16 protein-coding genes are annotated in these 17,352 nt (G+C 55.5%); 11 read left to right on the top strand and 5 right to left on the bottom strand.

What is annotated here, in order from left to right:
* From ACQE32_RS11390 to acpT, 9 genes are read left to right on the top strand one after another with little or no spacing between them, the layout of a single operon-like run.
* On the top strand, positions 1-423 hold the full coding sequence (locus ACQE32_RS11390; RefSeq protein ID WP_426973866.1) for an acyl-CoA thioesterase: 423 nt from the start codon (positions 1-3) through the stop codon (positions 421-423).
* A complete protein-coding gene (locus ACQE32_RS11395; RefSeq protein ID WP_427021799.1) occupies positions 420-1,025 on the top strand; it encodes an outer membrane lipoprotein carrier protein LolA in 606 nt (201 codons plus the stop codon). The genes ACQE32_RS11390 and ACQE32_RS11395 overlap by 4 nt, the downstream gene beginning before the upstream one ends.
* On the top strand, positions 994-3,318 hold the full coding sequence (locus ACQE32_RS11400; protein WP_427021800.1) for an MMPL family transporter: 2,325 nt from the start codon (positions 994-996) through the stop codon (positions 3,316-3,318). Before ACQE32_RS11395 ends, ACQE32_RS11400 begins: the two co-directional genes overlap by 32 nt.
* Positions 3,315-3,902, top strand: coding sequence for a DUF3261 domain-containing protein (locus ACQE32_RS11405; RefSeq protein ID WP_426973869.1), 588 nt, complete (start codon positions 3,315-3,317; stop codon positions 3,900-3,902). The genes ACQE32_RS11400 and ACQE32_RS11405 overlap by 4 nt, the downstream gene beginning before the upstream one ends.
* 1 nt (position 3,903) lies before the next feature.
* Entirely contained in the window at positions 3,904-5,073 is a 1,170-nt protein-coding gene (locus tag ACQE32_RS11410; protein WP_427021801.1) for a beta-ketoacyl-[acyl-carrier-protein] synthase family protein, read from the top strand.
* Complete coding sequence (locus ACQE32_RS11415) at positions 5,070-5,546, top strand: 3-hydroxy-fatty acyl-ACP dehydratase (RefSeq protein WP_427021802.1); 477 nt, start codon at positions 5,070-5,072, stop codon at positions 5,544-5,546. The genes ACQE32_RS11410 and ACQE32_RS11415 overlap by 4 nt, the downstream gene beginning before the upstream one ends.
* Positions 5,543-6,274 (top strand): 3-ketoacyl-ACP reductase FabG2, encoded by a 732-nt coding sequence (locus ACQE32_RS11420; protein ID WP_427021803.1) that lies wholly within the window; start codon positions 5,543-5,545, stop codon positions 6,272-6,274. The genes ACQE32_RS11415 and ACQE32_RS11420 overlap by 4 nt, the downstream gene beginning before the upstream one ends.
* On the top strand, positions 6,271-7,500 hold the full coding sequence (locus ACQE32_RS11425; protein ID WP_427021804.1) for a beta-ketoacyl-ACP synthase: 1,230 nt from the start codon (positions 6,271-6,273) through the stop codon (positions 7,498-7,500). Before ACQE32_RS11420 ends, ACQE32_RS11425 begins: the two co-directional genes overlap by 4 nt.
* 2 nt (positions 7,501-7,502) lie before the next feature.
* Positions 7,503-8,117 (top strand): 4'-phosphopantetheinyl transferase AcpT, encoded by a 615-nt coding sequence (gene acpT / locus ACQE32_RS11430; RefSeq protein WP_427021805.1) that lies wholly within the window; start codon positions 7,503-7,505, stop codon positions 8,115-8,117.
* A gap of 47 nt (positions 8,118-8,164) precedes the next feature.
* Here acpT and xylR read toward each other — a convergent pair whose 3' ends face one another.
* The 4 genes from xylR to xylF all read right to left on the bottom strand — a co-directional run bounded on the left by xylR (position 8,165) and on the right by xylF (position 13,173).
* Positions 8,165-9,343 carry a D-xylose utilization transcriptional activator XylR gene (gene xylR, locus ACQE32_RS11435; protein ID WP_426973875.1) on the bottom strand — a complete coding sequence of 393 codons (1,179 nt, stop codon included), beginning with the start codon at positions 9,341-9,343 and terminating at the stop codon, positions 8,165-8,167.
* A gap of 91 nt (positions 9,344-9,434) precedes the next feature.
* On the bottom strand, positions 9,435-10,610 hold the full coding sequence (gene xylH, locus ACQE32_RS11440; RefSeq protein WP_426973876.1) for a xylose ABC transporter permease XylH: 1,176 nt from the start codon (positions 10,608-10,610) through the stop codon (positions 9,435-9,437).
* Entirely contained in the window at positions 10,603-12,135 is a 1,533-nt protein-coding gene (locus tag ACQE32_RS11445; RefSeq protein ID WP_250651352.1) for a xylose ABC transporter ATP-binding protein, read from the bottom strand. The genes xylH and ACQE32_RS11445 overlap by 8 nt, the downstream gene beginning before the upstream one ends.
* A gap of 45 nt (positions 12,136-12,180) precedes the next feature.
* Entirely contained in the window at positions 12,181-13,173 is a 993-nt protein-coding gene (gene xylF / locus ACQE32_RS11450) for a D-xylose ABC transporter substrate-binding protein (RefSeq protein WP_427021806.1), read from the bottom strand.
* A 362-nt stretch (positions 13,174-13,535) separates the two neighbouring features.
* On the opposite strand from xylF, the gene xylA reads away from it, so the two are divergent.
* Both xylA and xylB read left to right on the top strand, forming a co-directional pair.
* Positions 13,536-14,855 (top strand): xylose isomerase, encoded by a 1,320-nt coding sequence (xylA, locus tag ACQE32_RS11455; RefSeq protein WP_427021807.1) that lies wholly within the window; start codon positions 13,536-13,538, stop codon positions 14,853-14,855.
* A 21-nt stretch (positions 14,856-14,876) separates the two neighbouring features.
* Positions 14,877-16,346: a xylulokinase gene (gene xylB, locus ACQE32_RS11460; protein ID WP_426973880.1), complete on the top strand. Its 1,470-nt coding sequence runs from the start codon at positions 14,877-14,879 to the stop codon at positions 16,344-16,346.
* Positions 16,347-16,349: 3 nt separating this feature from the next.
* On the opposite strand, the gene ACQE32_RS11465 is transcribed toward xylB, so the two are convergent.
* Positions 16,350-17,345 carry an acyltransferase gene (locus ACQE32_RS11465; RefSeq protein ID WP_427021808.1) on the bottom strand — a complete coding sequence of 332 codons (996 nt, stop codon included), beginning with the start codon at positions 17,343-17,345 and terminating at the stop codon, positions 16,350-16,352.
* Positions 17,346-17,352: the final 7 nt, after the last annotated feature.

The raw sequence follows: 17,352 nt of genomic DNA on the forward strand, positions 1-17,352 counted from the left end.
GTGCTTGACGATCCCCGCTTTACGACCGAGCTAGAGCTTACCGTGCCGTTTCACGATGTTGACGTTATGGGCGTGGTATGGCATGGCAACTATTTTCGTTATTTTGAAATTGCCCGTGAAAAACTATTGAACCAGTTTAACTACGGCTACCGCCAGATGAAGGCATCAGGTTACGTTTGGCCGATAGTCGATACGCGTGTCAAATATCGCAACGCCCTGACCTTTGAGCAGCGCATTCGCGTTCGTGCGCAACTGGAGGAGTATGAGAACCGCCTGCGTATCGGCTACCAGATTTTCGATGCAGCTACAGGCAAGCGCACGACAACTGGCTACACCATACAGGTTGCCGTGGAAGAAAGTAGCCGGGAGATGTGTTTCGTCAGTCCGCCTGTGCTGTTTGAATGTCTTGGAGCCGCCCAATGAAATACTGGCCCTTACTTATTTTGCTGCTCAGCCCATGGGCCAGCGCTGTTACCCTGGATGAACTTCAGCAGCGCTTTACTGAACAACCTGTCATCCGTGCTCATTTTACGCAAACGCGCGCCATTAAAAATTTACCGCAGCCGCTGCGTTCGCAGGGGGATATGCTGATCGCCCGTGACACCGGGCTGCTTTGGGAGCAAAAAAGCCCATTCCCGATGATGATGCTGCTGGATGATTCACGTATGGTTCAGGTGATCAACGGCCAGGCACCACAGGTACTCACCGCAGAAAACAATCCGCAAATGTTCCAGTTTAATCACCTGCTGCGTGCGTTATTTCAGGCGGATCGTAAAGTGCTGGCGCAAAATTTCCGTATCAATTTTCAGGACAACGGTGAAGGTCGTTGGTCGCTGCGTTTAACGCCTGTTACCACGCCGCTGGATAAAATATTCGCCACCATAGATCTTGCCGGGCAGACATACCTTGAGACGATTCAACTCAATGATAAACAAGGCGATCGCACCGATATTACGCTTTCCCAACACCAACTGTCGCCTACCCGGTTAACTGATGAAGAACGCCAACACTTTGCCGCCTATTAGCGCTCGGCGCTCGGCGCTATTGTGGGGCATCGTATGTCTGGCGCTGCTGAGCCTGTTACTGCTATTGCTGCCGCAATCCAGAATGAACAGCAGCGTGCTGGCAATGCTGCCAAAGCAGGCGCTGGGAGCGATACCTCCCGCGTTAAATGATGGCTTTATACAGCGTCTTGATCGCCAGATGGTTTGGCTGGTCAGCCCCGGAAAAACCGCCGATCCTACAGTCGCTCAGGCATGGTACGCACAGCTTAAAGATTCGCGTGCGCTCGCCGATGTAAAAGGGCAGATGGATGTAGCCAGTCAACAGGCCTGGGGAGCGTTTTTCTGGCAACATCGTAACGGATTGATTGATAGCGCGACGCGCACGCGCTTGCAGAATGGTGGTGAAGCACAGGCGCAATGGATCCTGTCGCAGCTTTATTCCGCTTTTGCCGGCGTCAGTAGCAAAGAACTGCAAAACGACCCGCTGATGTTGATGCGTGGCTCGCAGTTGGCACTGGCGCAAAACAGCCAGCGTCTGCGTCTAATGGATGGCTGGCTGGTTACGCAAGATGAGGAAGGCAATTATTGGTACTTTCTGCACGGTGAACTGGCGAATAACGCGTTTGATATGCAACAAACCCGGCAACTGGTCACTACGCTGGACGCGATGCAGCAAAAGCTCAGAGAGCAATATCCACAGGCGCGGCTGCTATCACGCGGCACGGTGTTTTACAGCGACTATGCCAGTCAGCAGGCGAAACGGGATATTTCAACCCTCGGCGTGGCGACCCTTCTTGGCGTAGTTCTGCTGATTATTGTGACGTTTCGATCGCTGCGCCCTCTGCTGTTATGCCTGATCTCTATAGCCATCGGTGCGCTGGCGGGGGCTGTCGTCACTCTGCTTATTTTTGGCGAGCTTCATTTGATGACGCTGGTCATGAGCATGAGCATTATCGGTATTTCAGCAGACTATACGCTTTATTTTCTGACAGAACGTATGGTGCATGGTGCAGAGACCACGCCGTGGCAAAGCCTGGCGAAAGTACGTAACGCACTGCTGCTGGCGCTACTGACTACCGTAGCGGCTTATCTGATCATGATGATTGCGCCTTTCCCCGGCATTCGGCAGATGGCGATCTTTGCGGCGGTAGGGCTAAGCGCTTCCTGTTTAACCGTGCTTTTTTGGCATCCATGGTTGTGTCGTGGCCTGCCGGTGCGCCCGGTACCGTTAATGACCTGGATGCTGCGCTGGCTGGCTGCATGGCGACGTAAAAAAGCGCTTTCCTGGGGGCTGGTGGCGGCACTGGCGCTGTTTTCTCTGGCCGGACTCGCGACGCTGCGTATCGATGACGATATCTCGCAGTTACAGGCGTTACCGCCAACGCTGCTGGCACAGGAAAAAACCATCACGCGTCTGACCGGACAAAGCGTTGATCAAAAATGGTTTGTGGTTTACGGCAAAACGCCAGAGCAAACGCTGACGCGGATGGAAACTTTTGCGTCAACCCTGGAGCAGGCGAGACGCGCAGGTATGATAAGCCACTACCGTACCATCCCGCTTAATTCACTGGCACGGCAGCAGCAGGATTTACAGCTATTGCGCGCAGCTATGCCCGCCGTAACGCGGTTGCTACAACATGCCGGGCTGGGCACGGTTAACCCTGATCTCAGCGCCATGCCTGTATCGGTAGATGCCTGGCTTGCCAGCCCCGTCAGTGAAGGCTGGCGTCTGATGTGGCTGACATTGCCTGATGGCACAAGTGGTGTGCTGCTCCCGGTCGACGGCGTAAAAAATAGCGCGGCGTTGAGCCGACTGGCGGATAAACAGCCAGGGGTGGCATGGATCGATCGCAAGCAGGCGTTTGATACGTTATTTGCACTTTACCGCACGGTGCTGAGCGGTCTGCTGGGCGTGGCCTTGCTGGTGTTTGCCTGCGGCGCTATAGCGCGTCTCGGCTGGCGCAAAGGGCTGGTAAGCCTGCTGCCCTCCGTGCTGTCGTTAGGGTGCGGGCTGGCGGTGCTTTCATTCAGCGGGCATTCGGTGAATCTATTTTCGTTGCTGGCCCTGGTGCTGGTGCTGGGTATCGGCATCAACTACACGCTGTTTTTTAGCAACCCGTGCGGCACACCGTTAACTTCGCTCCTGGCGATTACGCTGGCGATGATGACAACTTTACTCACGCTGGGGATGCTGGTTTTTAGCGCCACGCAAGCGATCAGCAGTTTTGGCATTGTTCTGGTCAGCGGCATCTTTACTGCCTGGCTGCTCTCGCCATTGGCGATGCCTGATAGAAAAAGAGAAAAGAAAAAATGAAGTTACATAACATTTGGCGTGGCGTTAGCCTGCTCGCCGTAGTGCTGCTGACCGGTTGTAGCCATGATTTACAGCATAATAGCAGTAGCCGACCACAGGCCTGGCTGGAGCCAGGCACACGCGTTACGCTCCCTGCGCCAGGCATTTCCTCTGCGGTCAATTCTCAGCAACTGCTGACTGGGACGTTTAATGGCCAGACGCAATCGTTGCTGGTGATGCTAAATGCCGATAATAAAAAAATCACTCTGGCAGGCTTGTCATCCATCGGGATCCGCCTGTTTTTAGTGACCTATGACGAAAAAGGGTTGCATACCGAGCAGTCTGTTATCGTACCGCAGCTTCCCCCAGCCAGCCAGGTGCTGGCAGACGTTATGCTCAGCCATTGGCCGATTGTCGTCTGGCAACAGCAACTACCCGCGGGCTGGACGTTGAACGATAAAGGCGACAGGCGTGAATTACGCAATGCTAACGGTAAGCTGGTCACCGCGATCGTTTATATGCGGCGAAAAGGCCAGCGTATGCCTGTCAGCATTGAGCAATACGTCTTTAAATACCACATCACCATTCAATATCTGGGTGACTGACATGATTTATATTTCTGCCTTCGGCCTGCTTAACGCATTAGGGAATGATACCGCAGAGATTGCTGCCAACCTGGTGCGAGGGGTTGCTCCTGGCATGCGTGCGCGTGCCGGTTGGTTACATAATCATCCCGAGGCAGTGTTGGGTGGGGTGGACGGCGAATTGCCCGCTATACCCGACGCGCTGTCTGCGCACCGCAGCCGTAACAACCAGTTGCTGCTGGCGGCGCTGGCGCAAATTCAGCCTCAGGTAGAGAGCGCTATTACGCAATTTGGCCGTGATCGCATCGCTGTTGTGATGGGTACCAGCACCTCAGGGCTGAATGAAGGAGACGAACATGTTCGTCTGACGCTTAATAATGAGCCAAGCCTGTGCTGGCAGTATCCGCAGCAGGAACTGGGCGATCCCTCGCGCTTTCTCAGGAACTGGCTGGGTCTGGAAGGGCCGGCTTTTACGCTATCTACCGCCTGTTCATCCAGCGCCCGGGCTATCATCAGCGGTCGGCGTCTGATCGAGGCCGGTCTGGCTGATGTGGCCCTTGTCGGCGGCGCGGATACGCTGAGCCGTATGCCGATCGGCGGCTTTCATAGCCTGGAATCGTTATCGCCCAGTCTGTGCCAACCGTTTGGCCGCGACCGTTGTGGCATAACTATCGGTGAAGGCGCAGCGCTGATGTTGCTAACGCGTGAACCGCAGCCTATTGCGATATTGGGCGTCGGTGAATCCAGCGATGCCTGGCATATCTCCGCACCGCATCCGGAGGGCGAAGGAGCCATTCGCGCTATTCGTCAGGCGCTGGCAGAGGCTAACATGCAGCCTGATGATGTGGGTTACATCAATCTGCACGGTACCGCCACCACGCTTAACGATCAAATTGAATCGAAAGTAGTACATGACCTGTTCGGTGAGCGCGTGCCCTGTAGCTCAACCAAGCATCTGACCGGTCACACGTTAGGCGCGGCGGGCATTACCGAAGCGGCTATCAGTGCCCTGATTTTGCAGAAGAACCTGCCGCTGCCACCACAGGATTTTAGTCTGTCCCCCATCGATCCTACGCTGCCTGCCTGCGCTATTCTGCGACAGGCACAGCCGCTGGTTCGTCCGGTGATCCTGTCGAATTCTTTTGCCTTTGGCGGTAATAATGCCAGCATTTTGCTGGGGAGAAGCGTATGAGTCACTATTTGCCGCCGGTAGCGTATCTGCCGCACGATGCGCCAATGTTGTTATTAGACGATGTTGTTTGCGTGACGGACAGTGGCGCTCATTGCCGGGTGGCAGTGAACCGTGACGGTGTGCTGGCACCATTCCTTGATGCACAAGGCAACTTACCCGGCTGGTTTGCGCTGGAGCTAATGGCGCAAACCGTGGGCGTCTGGTCCGGCTGGCATCGCCAACGGCGTGGTCAACAGAGCATCGCGCTTGGCATGGTTCTGGGAGCGCGTGAGCTGGTTTGCGCGGTGGGGCATTTACCTGGCGGCGTCACGCTGGATATTAACGTCAGCTTGCTGATGCAAGATGAGCGTTTCGGCAGTTTTGACTGTGCGATTCGTATCGACGAAGAGACAGCGGCGACAGGCCGCGTAAATACTTTCCAGCCGACGGCGGAAGAGTTGAATTCGCTTTTTAATCAGGGGAATAAAGGATGAATCGTTCAGTGCTGGTCACCGGCGCCAGTAAAGGAATCGGACGCGCTACCGCTTGTCAGCTTGCCGCTGATGGTTTCATCATTGGCGTGCATTACCATCGCGATGAGGCGGGTGCCAGAGAAACGCTACAGGCGATAGAACGGGCTGGCGGTCAGGGTCGTCTACTCTGCTTTGATGTTGGTAATCGTCAACAGTGCCGTGACATTCTTGAGCAGGAGATTGCTACACATGGTGCATGGTATGGTGTGGTAAACAATGCCGGTATTGCCCGGGACGGAGCCTTCCCGGCGCTCAGTGAAAATGACTGGGATGATGTAATACACACCAACCTTGACAGCTTTTATAACGTCATTCATCCCTGCATTATGCCAATGATTAGCGCACGACGCGGCGGACGCATTATTACGCTTTCGTCGGTCTCAGGCGTCATGGGCAATCGTGGCCAGGTAAACTACAGCGCAGCTAAAGCAGGGATTATCGGCGCGACTAAAGCGCTGGCGATTGAGCTGGCAAAGCGCAAAATTACCGTTAACTGCATCGCACCCGGGCTGATTGATACCGGTATGATCGAGATGGAAGAGGCGGCGTTAAAAGAGGCAATGGCGCTTATCCCCATGAAGCGCATGGGACAGGCAGAAGAAGTTGCCGGACTGGCCCGTTATTTAATGTCTGACGTTGCGGGATATATCACTCGACAGGTCATTTCTGTGAACGGAGGGATGCTATGATTCGCCGTGTCGTTATTACGGGTATGGGTGGCGTTACCGCTTTAGGCGAAACCTGGCAGGATGTTTCTCGCCGTCTGCTGACTTATCAAAACGCGGTACGTAAAATGCCGGAGTGGCAGATCTATGAGGGTCTGCATACGCTGCTGGGCGCGCCGATCGATCATTTCAGCTTGCCCGATCACTATACCCGCAAGCGTATCCGCGCTATGGGGCGGGTTTCGCTGCTTTCTACCCGCGCAACTGAGCTGGCGCTGGAACAGGCTGGTCTGATCGGCGATCCGGTGCTGATAAATGGTCAGACAGGTATCGCTTACGGTTCATCCACTGGCAGCACCGGTCCGGTAAGCGAATTTGCCACCATGCTCACTGAGAAACACACCAATAACATCAGTGGCACAACGTATGTGCAAATGATGCCGCACACCACGGCGGTAAATACCGGGTTGTTTTTTGGTCTTCGTGGTCGGGTTATTCCAACCTCCAGCGCCTGTACCTCCGGCAGTCAGGCGATCGGCTATGCCTGGGAAGCCATTCGCCACGGTTATCAAACGGTGATGGTTGCAGGGGGCGCAGAGGAACTTTGCCCCTCTGAAGCTGCCGTATTCGACACATTGTTTGCTACCAGCCAGCGCAACGATACGCCTGAAATCACGCCGTCGCCGTTCGATCAGCAACGCGACGGACTGGTCATCGGTGAAGGTGCCGGGACGCTAATCCTTGAAGAGCTTGAGCATGCCAGAGCACGCGGCGCAACCATTTACGGTGAAATCGTCGCGTTTGCGACCAATTGTGATGCTGCGCATATTACCCAACCGCAGCGGGAGACGATGCAGATATGCATGGAACAGTCGCTGCGTATGGCTGGATTAACGCCGCGAGAGATTGGTTATATTTCGGCGCATGGTACGGCCACTGAGCGGGGAGATATTGCAGAAAGCCAGGCGACAGCGATGATTTACGGCGACAAAACGCCAATCTCTTCATTAAAAAGTTATTTTGGCCATACGCTGGGCGCATGCGGTGCGCTGGAAGCATGGATGTGCCTGCAAATGATGCGTGAAGGCTGGTTTGCGCCAACGATAAATCTGACGCAGCCGGATGAGCAATGCGGCGCGCTGGATTACATCATGAGCGAGGCCCGCCATATTGATTGCGAATACCTGCAAAGCAATAACTTCGCCTTCGGCGGCATCAATACTTCCATTATTATCAAACGCTGGGCTTAAAGATGTACCAGGTTGCGCTGGGCAAAATTTCTGATTTGCAACAGCAGCCGCTTTCGCCAGGCCTGCGTCAGTTAGCTCCCACAGGGCCACGGCGTGCGGCGTGGCTGGCCGGACGCGTGCTGCTTAGCCGCATGCTTTTCCCGCTGCCGTTGCCTGAAATTATCTATAGCGATAATGGCAAACCCGCTTTTCATGCCAGTGTGCCGCTGTGGTTTAACCTCAGCCATAGCGGAAATAATATTGCGCTGATAGTCAGCGATGAAGGAGAAGTCGGCTGTGATATTGAGATTATCCGACCTCGTGAAAACTGGCCACGGCTCGCTGATGCAGTATTCAGTGCAGGCGAGCGCCAGTTAATAGCAGCAGAACCAGAACCTCTTCAGCTTGCTGCATTCTGGCGCATCTGGACATGTAAAGAGGCGATTTTGAAGCAATCTGGCGGCCATGTATGGCAAATGGCGCAGATTGATAGCACGGCACTGGCGCACTCCTTCGTGAGCCAAACTTTTATCGCCGGTTCTCTTAGTCTGGCGCTCTGTACTCCGACACCGTATCTATTAAACATTAACGATATTAGCGGGCAACGCAGCTTATGGGATCTGGTTGAACTACGTTGATAAAACCGCCGTCGCTAACGTTGTAAAATCCAGAACGCTGCTCCTCGCTAGCTAATCACCTCCGCATTTTGCTGCCGGTACTCTTTCGGCGTGCTGGCGTAGCTTTTCTTAAACACCGAATAAAAATATTGCAGTGAAGGGTAGCCGCACATCTGTGAAATCTCATTAATCGGCACGGAAGAGGAGACCAGCAGCGCCCGTGCCCGTTCCAGCTTCTCGCTGTGGATGATGGTGTGAATGGTCTCGCCGGTTTCATCTTTAAAGCGTTTTTCAAGGTTGGAACGCGACATGCCTACTGCATCCAGCACCTGCTCAACCTTGATCCCTTTACAGGCGTTAAAGCGGATATAGTGCATCGCCTGAATCACTGCCGGATCGTGCAGCGAGCGAAAATCTGTTGAGCGCCGGGCGATAACCTTCACCGGCGGCACCAGAATGCGTTGTAACGGCAAGGTTTGCCGATCCAGCAGCCGATGCAACAGCTTGGCCGCCTGATAGCCCATCTGTCGGGTACCCTGCGCCACTGAGGAGAGCGCCACGCGCGACAGATAGCGCGTCAGCTCTTCGTTATCAATGCCAATCACGCACAGCTTTTCCGGAACCGGAATTTTCAGATGCTCACATACCTGCAACAGATGGCGGGCACGCGCATCGGTAACGGCGATAATACCGGTTTGCTGCGGCAGCGTTTGCAGCCAGTCGGCAAGCCGGTTTTGCGCGTGCTGCCAGTAGGCGGGTGCGGTCTCCATGCCCTGATAAACCACGCCCTGATAGCGCTCTTTCGCTACCAGCCGCCGAAAGGCATATTCCCGCTCCTGCGCCCAGCGTTTGCCACAGGAGGCGGGCAGGCCATAAAAAGCAAAGCGGTTAATGCCTTTCTCTTTCAGATGCAAAAAAGCGCTCTCTACCAGCGCGGCGTTATCGGTCGCGATATAGTGCACGGGCGGATAATCTTCTGGCCGATGATAAGAGCCGCCCACGCCCACGATCGGCACATCCACATTCTGCAGCAGCGCCTCGATATCTTTATCGTCATAGTCCGCGATCACGCCGTCGCCGAGGCACTCATGCATGTTATCGATACGGCAGCGAAAATCCTCTTCAATAAAAATATCCCAGTCGGTTTGCGAGGCTTGCAGATATTCACCGACACCTTCCACTACCTGGCGGTCATAGATTTTATTGGCATTAAACAGCAGGCTGATGCGAAAACGTTTCTCAAACATGATCACTCCTGGTTTTTATTCTGCATCTTGATTACCACAGTGAAACCAGCCGCAGAAAAAAATTGGTGAGCCCTGTGATCTGCTTCGACGATTACACGCGCCGCCGGGTGGCGGAGTCCATCCATACCGCTAACAGCAGGATGGCGCCCTTAACGATGTACTGCCAAAACGCCGGCACATCCATCATGCTCATGCCGTTGTCCAGCGAGGCCATAATAAACGCGCCCATCACCGCGCCCGCTACCGAGCCGATGCCGCCCGCCAGGCTGGTGCCGCCGATAACGCAGGCGGCGATAGCATCCAGTTCTGCAATATTACCGGCGGAAGGTGAACCCGCGCCCAGACGTGAACTCAGGATCAATCCCGCCACGGCTACCAGCAGGCCGTTAATCGCGAAAACCGCCATTTTGTTGCGCGCAACGTTGATGCCAGAAAGGCGGGCCGCATCAAGGTTGCCGCCAATCGCATAAATACGGCGACCAAAAGCGGTGCGGGTCGCCATAAACATCCCGGCCAGCATCAGCAATGCCAGAATCAGCACCGGCGTAGGCACGCCGCGATAGTCGTTCAGCAGCCAAATCGCGCCCAGCACCAGCAGCGCGGTCATCGTCTGACGCGTCACTGCGTTGCGGGCTGGCGATTGCTCCAGCCCCATCTGCTGACGCCGCAGCCGCAGCCGCCACTGCCAGGCGATAAACAGACCAAGGCCGATAACGCCGAAACCGAAGCCAATGCCGTCCGGCAGATAGCTTTGCCCGATTTGCGACATCGCCGGGCTGGTGGGCGCGACGGTAGTGCCGTTAGTGATCCCGACCAGCACGCCGCGAAAGGCCAGCATCCCGGCCAGCGTGACGATAAACGAGGGGACTTTACGATAGGCGACCCACCAGCCGTTCCAGGCGCCCAGCAGCAGGCCGAGCGCCAGCGTAACCACAATGGTCAACGGCAGCGGCCAGCCCAGCCAGACATCAAAAATCGCCGCCGCGCCGCCCAGCAGCCCCATCATTGAGCCAACCGACAGGTCGATTTCCGCAGAGATAATCACAAACACCATCCCCACCGCGAGAATGCCGGTGATCGCTGTCTGGCGCAGCAGGTTAGAGACGTTGCGCGCGCTGAGATAAGCGCCGTCGGTCATCCAGGTAAAAAACAGCATAATCACAATAATCGCGGCCAGCATTACCAGCACCTGCAGATTAAGCAGGCGCAGCTTGCCTGGCGCGCCGCCGCCGCTGGTGGGCAGCATAGCGGTATGGGTTTTAAGCATAATGTTCACTCCGCAGGGCCGCTTCCATCACCTGTTCCTGCGTCAGGTTATGGTTCGGCAAGTCAGCTTTGATTTGTCCTTCGTGCATTACCAGTACGCGATCGCTTAATCCCAGCACTTCCGGCAGCTCGGATGAGATCACAATAATGGCGATGCCCTGTTGCACCAGCTGATGGATCAGCTTGTAAATTTCGACGCGGGCACCGATATCGATGCCGCGCGTGGGTTCGTCGAGGATCAAAATTTGCGGGTTAAGCAGCAGGCATTTCGCGATCACCGCCTTCTGCTGATTGCCGCCGCTCAGGCGACCTACCGCCAGCTCTGCGGAAGAGGTTTTCACCCGTAGCTGGCGAATAGACGTATTAATAGCAACCTGCTCGCGCGCCTCATCCAGAACAGAGAATGCGTTGCTGAACTGCCCCAGCGCCGCCAGGGTGATGTTTTTCCCTACGCCCAGCAGCGGCACGATGCCATCTTTTTTACGATCTTCCGGCACCATGGCGATGCCGTGCTGAATGGCCTGCTGGCAGTCCCAGCGGCGCGGATTAACCCGATGTTCTTTGATGGTGATCTGGCCTTCCCAGCGCCCAGGCCAGAGACCGGTCAGACACTGAACGGTCTCTGTGCGTCCGGCCCCGACCAGCCCGGCGATACCGAGGATCTCCCCGCGTCGCAGCGTAAAGGAGACATTATTTACCCGCCGCAGATGACGGTTAACCGGATGCCAGGCGGTAAGATTTTCCACGCGCAGGATCGCCTCGCCCTGTTCATGCGGCTCACGTGGATAGAGCGCCGTCAGCTCGCGCCCGACCATCATGGTAATAATATCGTCCTCGCTCAGGCCCTCTGCCGCACAGGTGGCGATATGCTTGCCGTCGCGAATCACGCAGATGGTGTCGGATATCGCCTTAACCTCGTTGAGCTTGTGCGAGATATAAACGCAGGCGATGCCGTGATCGCGCAGATCCTTAACGATCCCCAGCAGTACGCTGGTCTCCTGTTCAGTAAGAGAAGAGGTTGGCTCATCCAGAATCAGCAGGCGCACCTGTTTGTTCAACGCGCGGGCGATTTCCACCAGCTGCTGTTGACCAATCCCTAAATCGCCGACGCGCGTATGCGGCGAGATATCCAGCTTTACCTGCTTTAGCAGCCGCTGACAGCGTAGCGCCATGGTTTCGTCATCCACCACGCCGCCCCGGCCGATCTCGCTGCCGAGAAAGATGTTTTCCAGCACGGTAAGCTGCCGGACCAGCGCCAGCTCCTGATGAATAATCACGATGCCCTTGCGTTCGGTATCGCGAATATTGGCAGGGCGCAGCGGTTCGCCAGAAAACAAAATCTCCCCTTCGTAGTCGCCCGCCGGATAGAGGCCGCACAGCACCTTCATCAGCGTCGATTTACCGGAGCCGTTTTCGCCACACAGCGACACCACTTCGCCCGGCTCAAGGCGCAAAGAAATATCGTCCACGGCCTTTACGGCACCGAAGCGCTTGGTAATGTTTTTCATTTCCAGTAGCGTGGTCATGACTTTCTCCAGCAATGGAATAGCCACCGGGCGGCGGCAGCGGGCTTAGAGATCGCTCTTTTTATGGAAGCCGTCAGCGACGATGGTGCTGTCAATATTGCTTTTATCAACCGGGATCGGCGTTAACAGCCAGGCGGGAACCGCTTTCTTGCCGTTATTGAGCGTGGCGTTGGCCTGTGGTTGTTTATCATTCCCCAGCTCAACGGCGATTTTTGCCGCTTCATCGGCCAGTTTGCTGATCGGTTTATATACCGTCATGGTTTGCGTGCCGTTCATAATGCGTTTGATCGCCGCCAAATCCGCATCCTGACCGGAGATAGCCACTTTCCCCGCCAGCCCCTGCGCGGAAAGCGCCTGAATTGCGCCGCCAGCGGTAGCATCATTAGAGGCAACCACCGCATCGATCTGGTTATTATTGGCGGTTAGGGCGTTCTCCATGATTTTCAGCGCATTTTCCGGTAGCCAGGCGTCCACCCACTGATCGCCGACGACTTTTATTTTGCCCTCATCAATCAGCGGCTTAAGCACTTTCATTTGGCCTGCGCGGAACAGACGGGCATTATTATCCACCGGCGAGCCGCCCATTAAGAAATAATTCCCCTGCGGCACCTGCTTAACAATACTCTGCGCCTGAAGTTCGCCTACTTTTTCATTATCAAAAGAGATATAGAAATCGATATCGGCATTATTAATCATGCGATCGTAAGCCAGTACTTTAATGCCTTCCTGCTTCGCTTCGGCAATCACATTGCTTAATACCTGGCCGTTGTAAGGAATAATCACCAGCACATCAACGCCGCGATTAATCATATTTTCAATTTGCGCCATCTGGGTTTCTTCATTGCCGTTGGCTGACTGGACAAATACGCTGGCGCCCAGTGCTTCAGCCTTTTTGACGAAAATATCGCGATCTTTTTGCCAGCGTTCAAGGCGCAGATCGTCAATAGCCATGCCGATCTTGACCTCTTTCGCGTTGCCGGCCTGGCTAAACAGAGCCAGCGCGGCGCAAACGGCCAGTAAAGTCTGTTTCATTTTCATCATCATTACCCTGTAGGTTGAGGTGTTTTTTATCAGAAGGTTCCTGAACAGGCTGTTGGATTCTTGACCTGACCGCATGCTTTCTTCAATTACAGATTTTTATCCCGGCATTACGTTTTTTGGTTTATTGCTGGTTTTATGATGGCGATCGATGTTTTAGCGTGAAACAGATTCGGTAACGTTATTTTTTGCGCGCCGACGCGAAGTAAAAGCCGCCGCCAGCCCTATTTTGCGACGTGACGCACAGTTAATAATTATCTTAATTGCGGTGTGAAATAACGTAATTGAGAGAGAGGCTGACGCTTACCAAAATAGAGCCATCTTCGCTGACCATTTCCGGTCAACTTGTTAAGGAGTAAACGATGCAGGCTTATTTCGATCAGATTGAACGCGTTAGCTATCAGGGGCCGGACAGCAGCGATCCGCTGGCGTTTCGTCACTATAATCCTGGGGAGATCCTGCTGGGTAAAACCATGGCGGAACATCTGCGCTTTGCCGCCTGCTACTGGCACACCTTCTGCTGGACAGGCGTAGATATGTTCGGCGTCGGCGCGTTCGATCGCCCATGGCAAAAATCGGGCGATGCGCTGGAGATGGCGAAGCGTAAGGCAGAGGTCGCCTTTGAGTTTTTTCATAAGCTGAATGTCCCTTTTTACTGTTTTCATGATGTGGATGTCTCGCCGGAAGGTGATTCGCTGAAAAGCTATCAGCATAATCTGGCGCTGATGACCGACGTGCTACAGGAAAAACAGCAGCAAACCGGCGTTAAGCTGCTGTGGGGCACCGCCAACTGCTTTACCCATCCGCGCTACGGTGCGGGCGCCGCATCAAATCCTGACCCGGAAGTGTTCGCCTGGGCCGCCAGCCAGGTGTGCAGCGCCATGCAGGCGACGCACCAGCTCGGCGGAGAGAACTACGTGCTGTGGGGCGGACGCGAAGGTTATGAAACCCTGCTGAATACCGATTTGCGTCAGGAGCGCGAACAGCTGGGCCGCTTTATGCAGATGGTGGTGGAGCACAAGCATAAAACTGGCTTCCAGGGCACGCTGCTGATCGAACCGAAACCGCAGGAGCCGACCAAACACCAGTATGACTACGATGTAGGCACGGTTTATGGTTTCCTGAAGCAGTTTGGCCTGGAGAAAGAGATTAAAGTCAACGTGGAAGCGAACCACGCTACGCTGGCCGGGCACAGTTTTCATCATGAAATCGCCACCGCGATTGCGCTGGGCATTTTCGGTTCGGTAGATGCCAACCGTGGCGATCCGCAGCTGGGTTGGGATACCGACCAGTTTCCTAACAGCGTCGAAGAAAATGCGCTGGTAATGTATGAAATTATCAAGGCGGGCGGTTTCTCTACTGGCGGGCTGAACTTTGATGCCAAAGTGCGGCGTCAAAGCACCGACAAGTACGATCTTTTTTACGGTCATATTGGTGCGATGGATACCATGGCGCTGGCGTTAAAAGTGGCGGTGCGCATGATTGAAGCGGGCGAGCTTGATCGCCGTGTGGCACAGCGCTACAGCGGCTGGAATGGCGAACTGGGCCAGCAGATTTTGCAGGGCGAAATGTCGCTGGCGGCGCTGGCCTCGCATGCGTTAGCGCAGCAGTTTAATCCACAGCATCAGAGCGGCCGCCAGGAGCAACTGGAAAACCTGGTGAACGGCTGGCTCTACCGTTAATCAATCAAAGGGAATCGCAGCATGGTTATCGGCATCGATTTAGGCACCTCCGGCGTGAAGGTAGTATTGCTGAACGACGCGGGCGAGGTGGTTGCAAGCCAGACGGAAAAGCTAACGGTTTCTCGTCCGCAGCCGCTGTGGAGCGAGCAGGATGCCGATAGCTGGTGGCAGGCGACCGATAAGGCGATGCGGGCACTGGCTCAGCAGCACCCGCTGAGCCAGGTTCGGGCCATTGGTCTGAGCGGGCAGATGCATGGCGCAACGTTGCTGGATGCGCAGCATCAACCGCTGCGTCCGGCGATTTTATGGAACGATGGCCGCAGCCTGGCACAGTGCCAGCAGCTGGAAGAGGCGCTGCCTGAAGCGCGCAGGATCACCGGTAACCTGATGATGCCGGGCTTTACCGCGCCCAAACTGCTGTGGATAAAGCAGCATGAGCCAGAGATTTTTACGCGTATCGCTAAGGTACTGCTGCCGAAAGATTATCTGCGCTGGCGGCTGACCGGTGTTTTCGCCAGCGATATGTCCGATGCGGCAGGCACCATGTGGCTGGATGTGGCGCAGCGCTGCTGGAGCGAAACGCTGCTTAACGCCTGCGGGCTGACCCTGACGCAAATGCCGACGCTGTTTGAAGGCAACCAGATCACCGGCTATTTGCATGCGCAGCTGGCGCAGCAATGGGGAATGGAAAGCGTACCGGTAGTGGCGGGCGGCGGCGATAATGCCGCAGGCGCCATCGGTAGCGGGATGATTAACGCCGGGCAGGGCATGTTGTCGCTGGGCACCTCCGGCGTTTACTTTGTGGTAAGCGAGGGTTTTCTGGCGAATCCGGAAAGCGCGGTACACAGCTTCTGTCATGCGCTGCCGGATCGTTGGCATTTAATGTCAGTGATGCTCAGCGCCGCCGCCTGTCTGGAGTGGACTGCCGCGCTGACCGGCTGCGCCGATGTGCCGACATTGCTGGCGGAAGCCGAACGGGCGCGATCCGATGTGCCGCCGCTGTTTTTCCTGCCTTATCTTTCAGGCGAGCGCACGCCACACAATAATCCGCAGGCGAAAGGCGTGTTTTTTGGGATGACCCATCAGCATGGCAGGCCGGAGCTGGCGCAGGCGGTGCTGGAAGGCGTGGGCTATGCGCTGGCGGAGGGGATGGATGCGGTACATGCCTGCGGCATCAAGCCATCCAGCATTATGCTGATCGGTGGCGGCGCGCGCAGCGCTTACTGGCGACAGATGCTGGCGGATATCTGCGGACAGACGCTGGATTATTGCCAGGGCGGCGATGTTGGTCCGGCGCTGGGGGCCGCGCGTCTGGCGCAGCTGGCGCTGCATCCGCAGCAGCCGCCAGAAACGCTGTTACCCATGCTGCCTTTAGCGCAGCGTCATCAGCCCGATGCGCAACGCCATCAACGTTATCAGGCGCGGCGTGCGCATTTTGCCAAAATTTATCAGCAGCTTAGCATGCTGATGGAGACTGAGTCGTTCAGCTAGCGCTTAACTCACCAGGTGACGCCGGTCGAGGCGACGCAGCGCCAGCGCGAGCAGCAGGCTGCCCGCCAGCGTAGTGGTGAAAACCAGCGCAATATCCAGCAGCGGCCACTGTTTATGGTCCAGATAGTGCGTACGCATAAAGTGGATGAACAGCGCATGAAAGCCGTAGATCGGCAGGGAATTGCGCGAAATCAGCGCCAGTCCCGGCAGGGGTCGGTTAAGGCAGTTTTTAAACAGGACAAACAGGCTCAGCGCGCCGATAAACACCAACGGCCCGCAGTAGAGATACCAGAGATCGGAAAATGCGCCGTTAACATGCAGCTCTTTTTTGGTGCCGACCGAGATGCCCGCCACGCACACGATAAACAGCAGCGCCATCAGCCAACTCACGCCGCGCCTGTCACACTGCATGGTGCCAAGCGCACGGCCCAGTAGGGCATAGAGCAGATAGTAGATGCTGTCCCCGCTGATATAGAGGTTTACCGGCAGCCACTGAAAGCGGCCTGCAGCCTGCTCGGCGGTGTTTGGATTCGCCAGTACCGCCACCACCAGAACCATCACGATAACGTAGCGCGCCGTGGCCGGTTTCACCTGAATCAGCGGTGAAAACAGGTAGATAGTGATAATCGCAAAGAAAAACCACAGGTGATAAAACACCGGTTTCTGTAGCAGATGCAGCAGTGAAAGTTTTTCACTGATCGGCGTCAGCCAGCTGATATAGATCAGCGCGACGGCGCTGTAAAACAGCAAACAGAGCACAATGCGCAGAAAATGACGCGGCTGCGCGCTGCGCTCGCCGAAAAACAGGTAGCCGGAAATCATAAAGAACAGCGGTACGCAGACGCGCGAAGCGGAGTTCAGCAGATTTGCGCTATCCCAGGCAGATTCCGCCACCTGGCCGCTGTTGGTGATATACCAGGTAGTGGTATGGATCATGATGACCATCAGGCAGGCCACCGCACGTAAATTATCTATCCAACTGATCTTTTGCGCCGACATTTTTTCC

This window comes from Pantoea sp. FN0302, assembly GCF_050113775.1.
In the GTDB taxonomy this organism is placed as follows: Bacteria; Pseudomonadota; Gammaproteobacteria; order Enterobacterales; family Enterobacteriaceae; genus Mixta; species Mixta alhagi.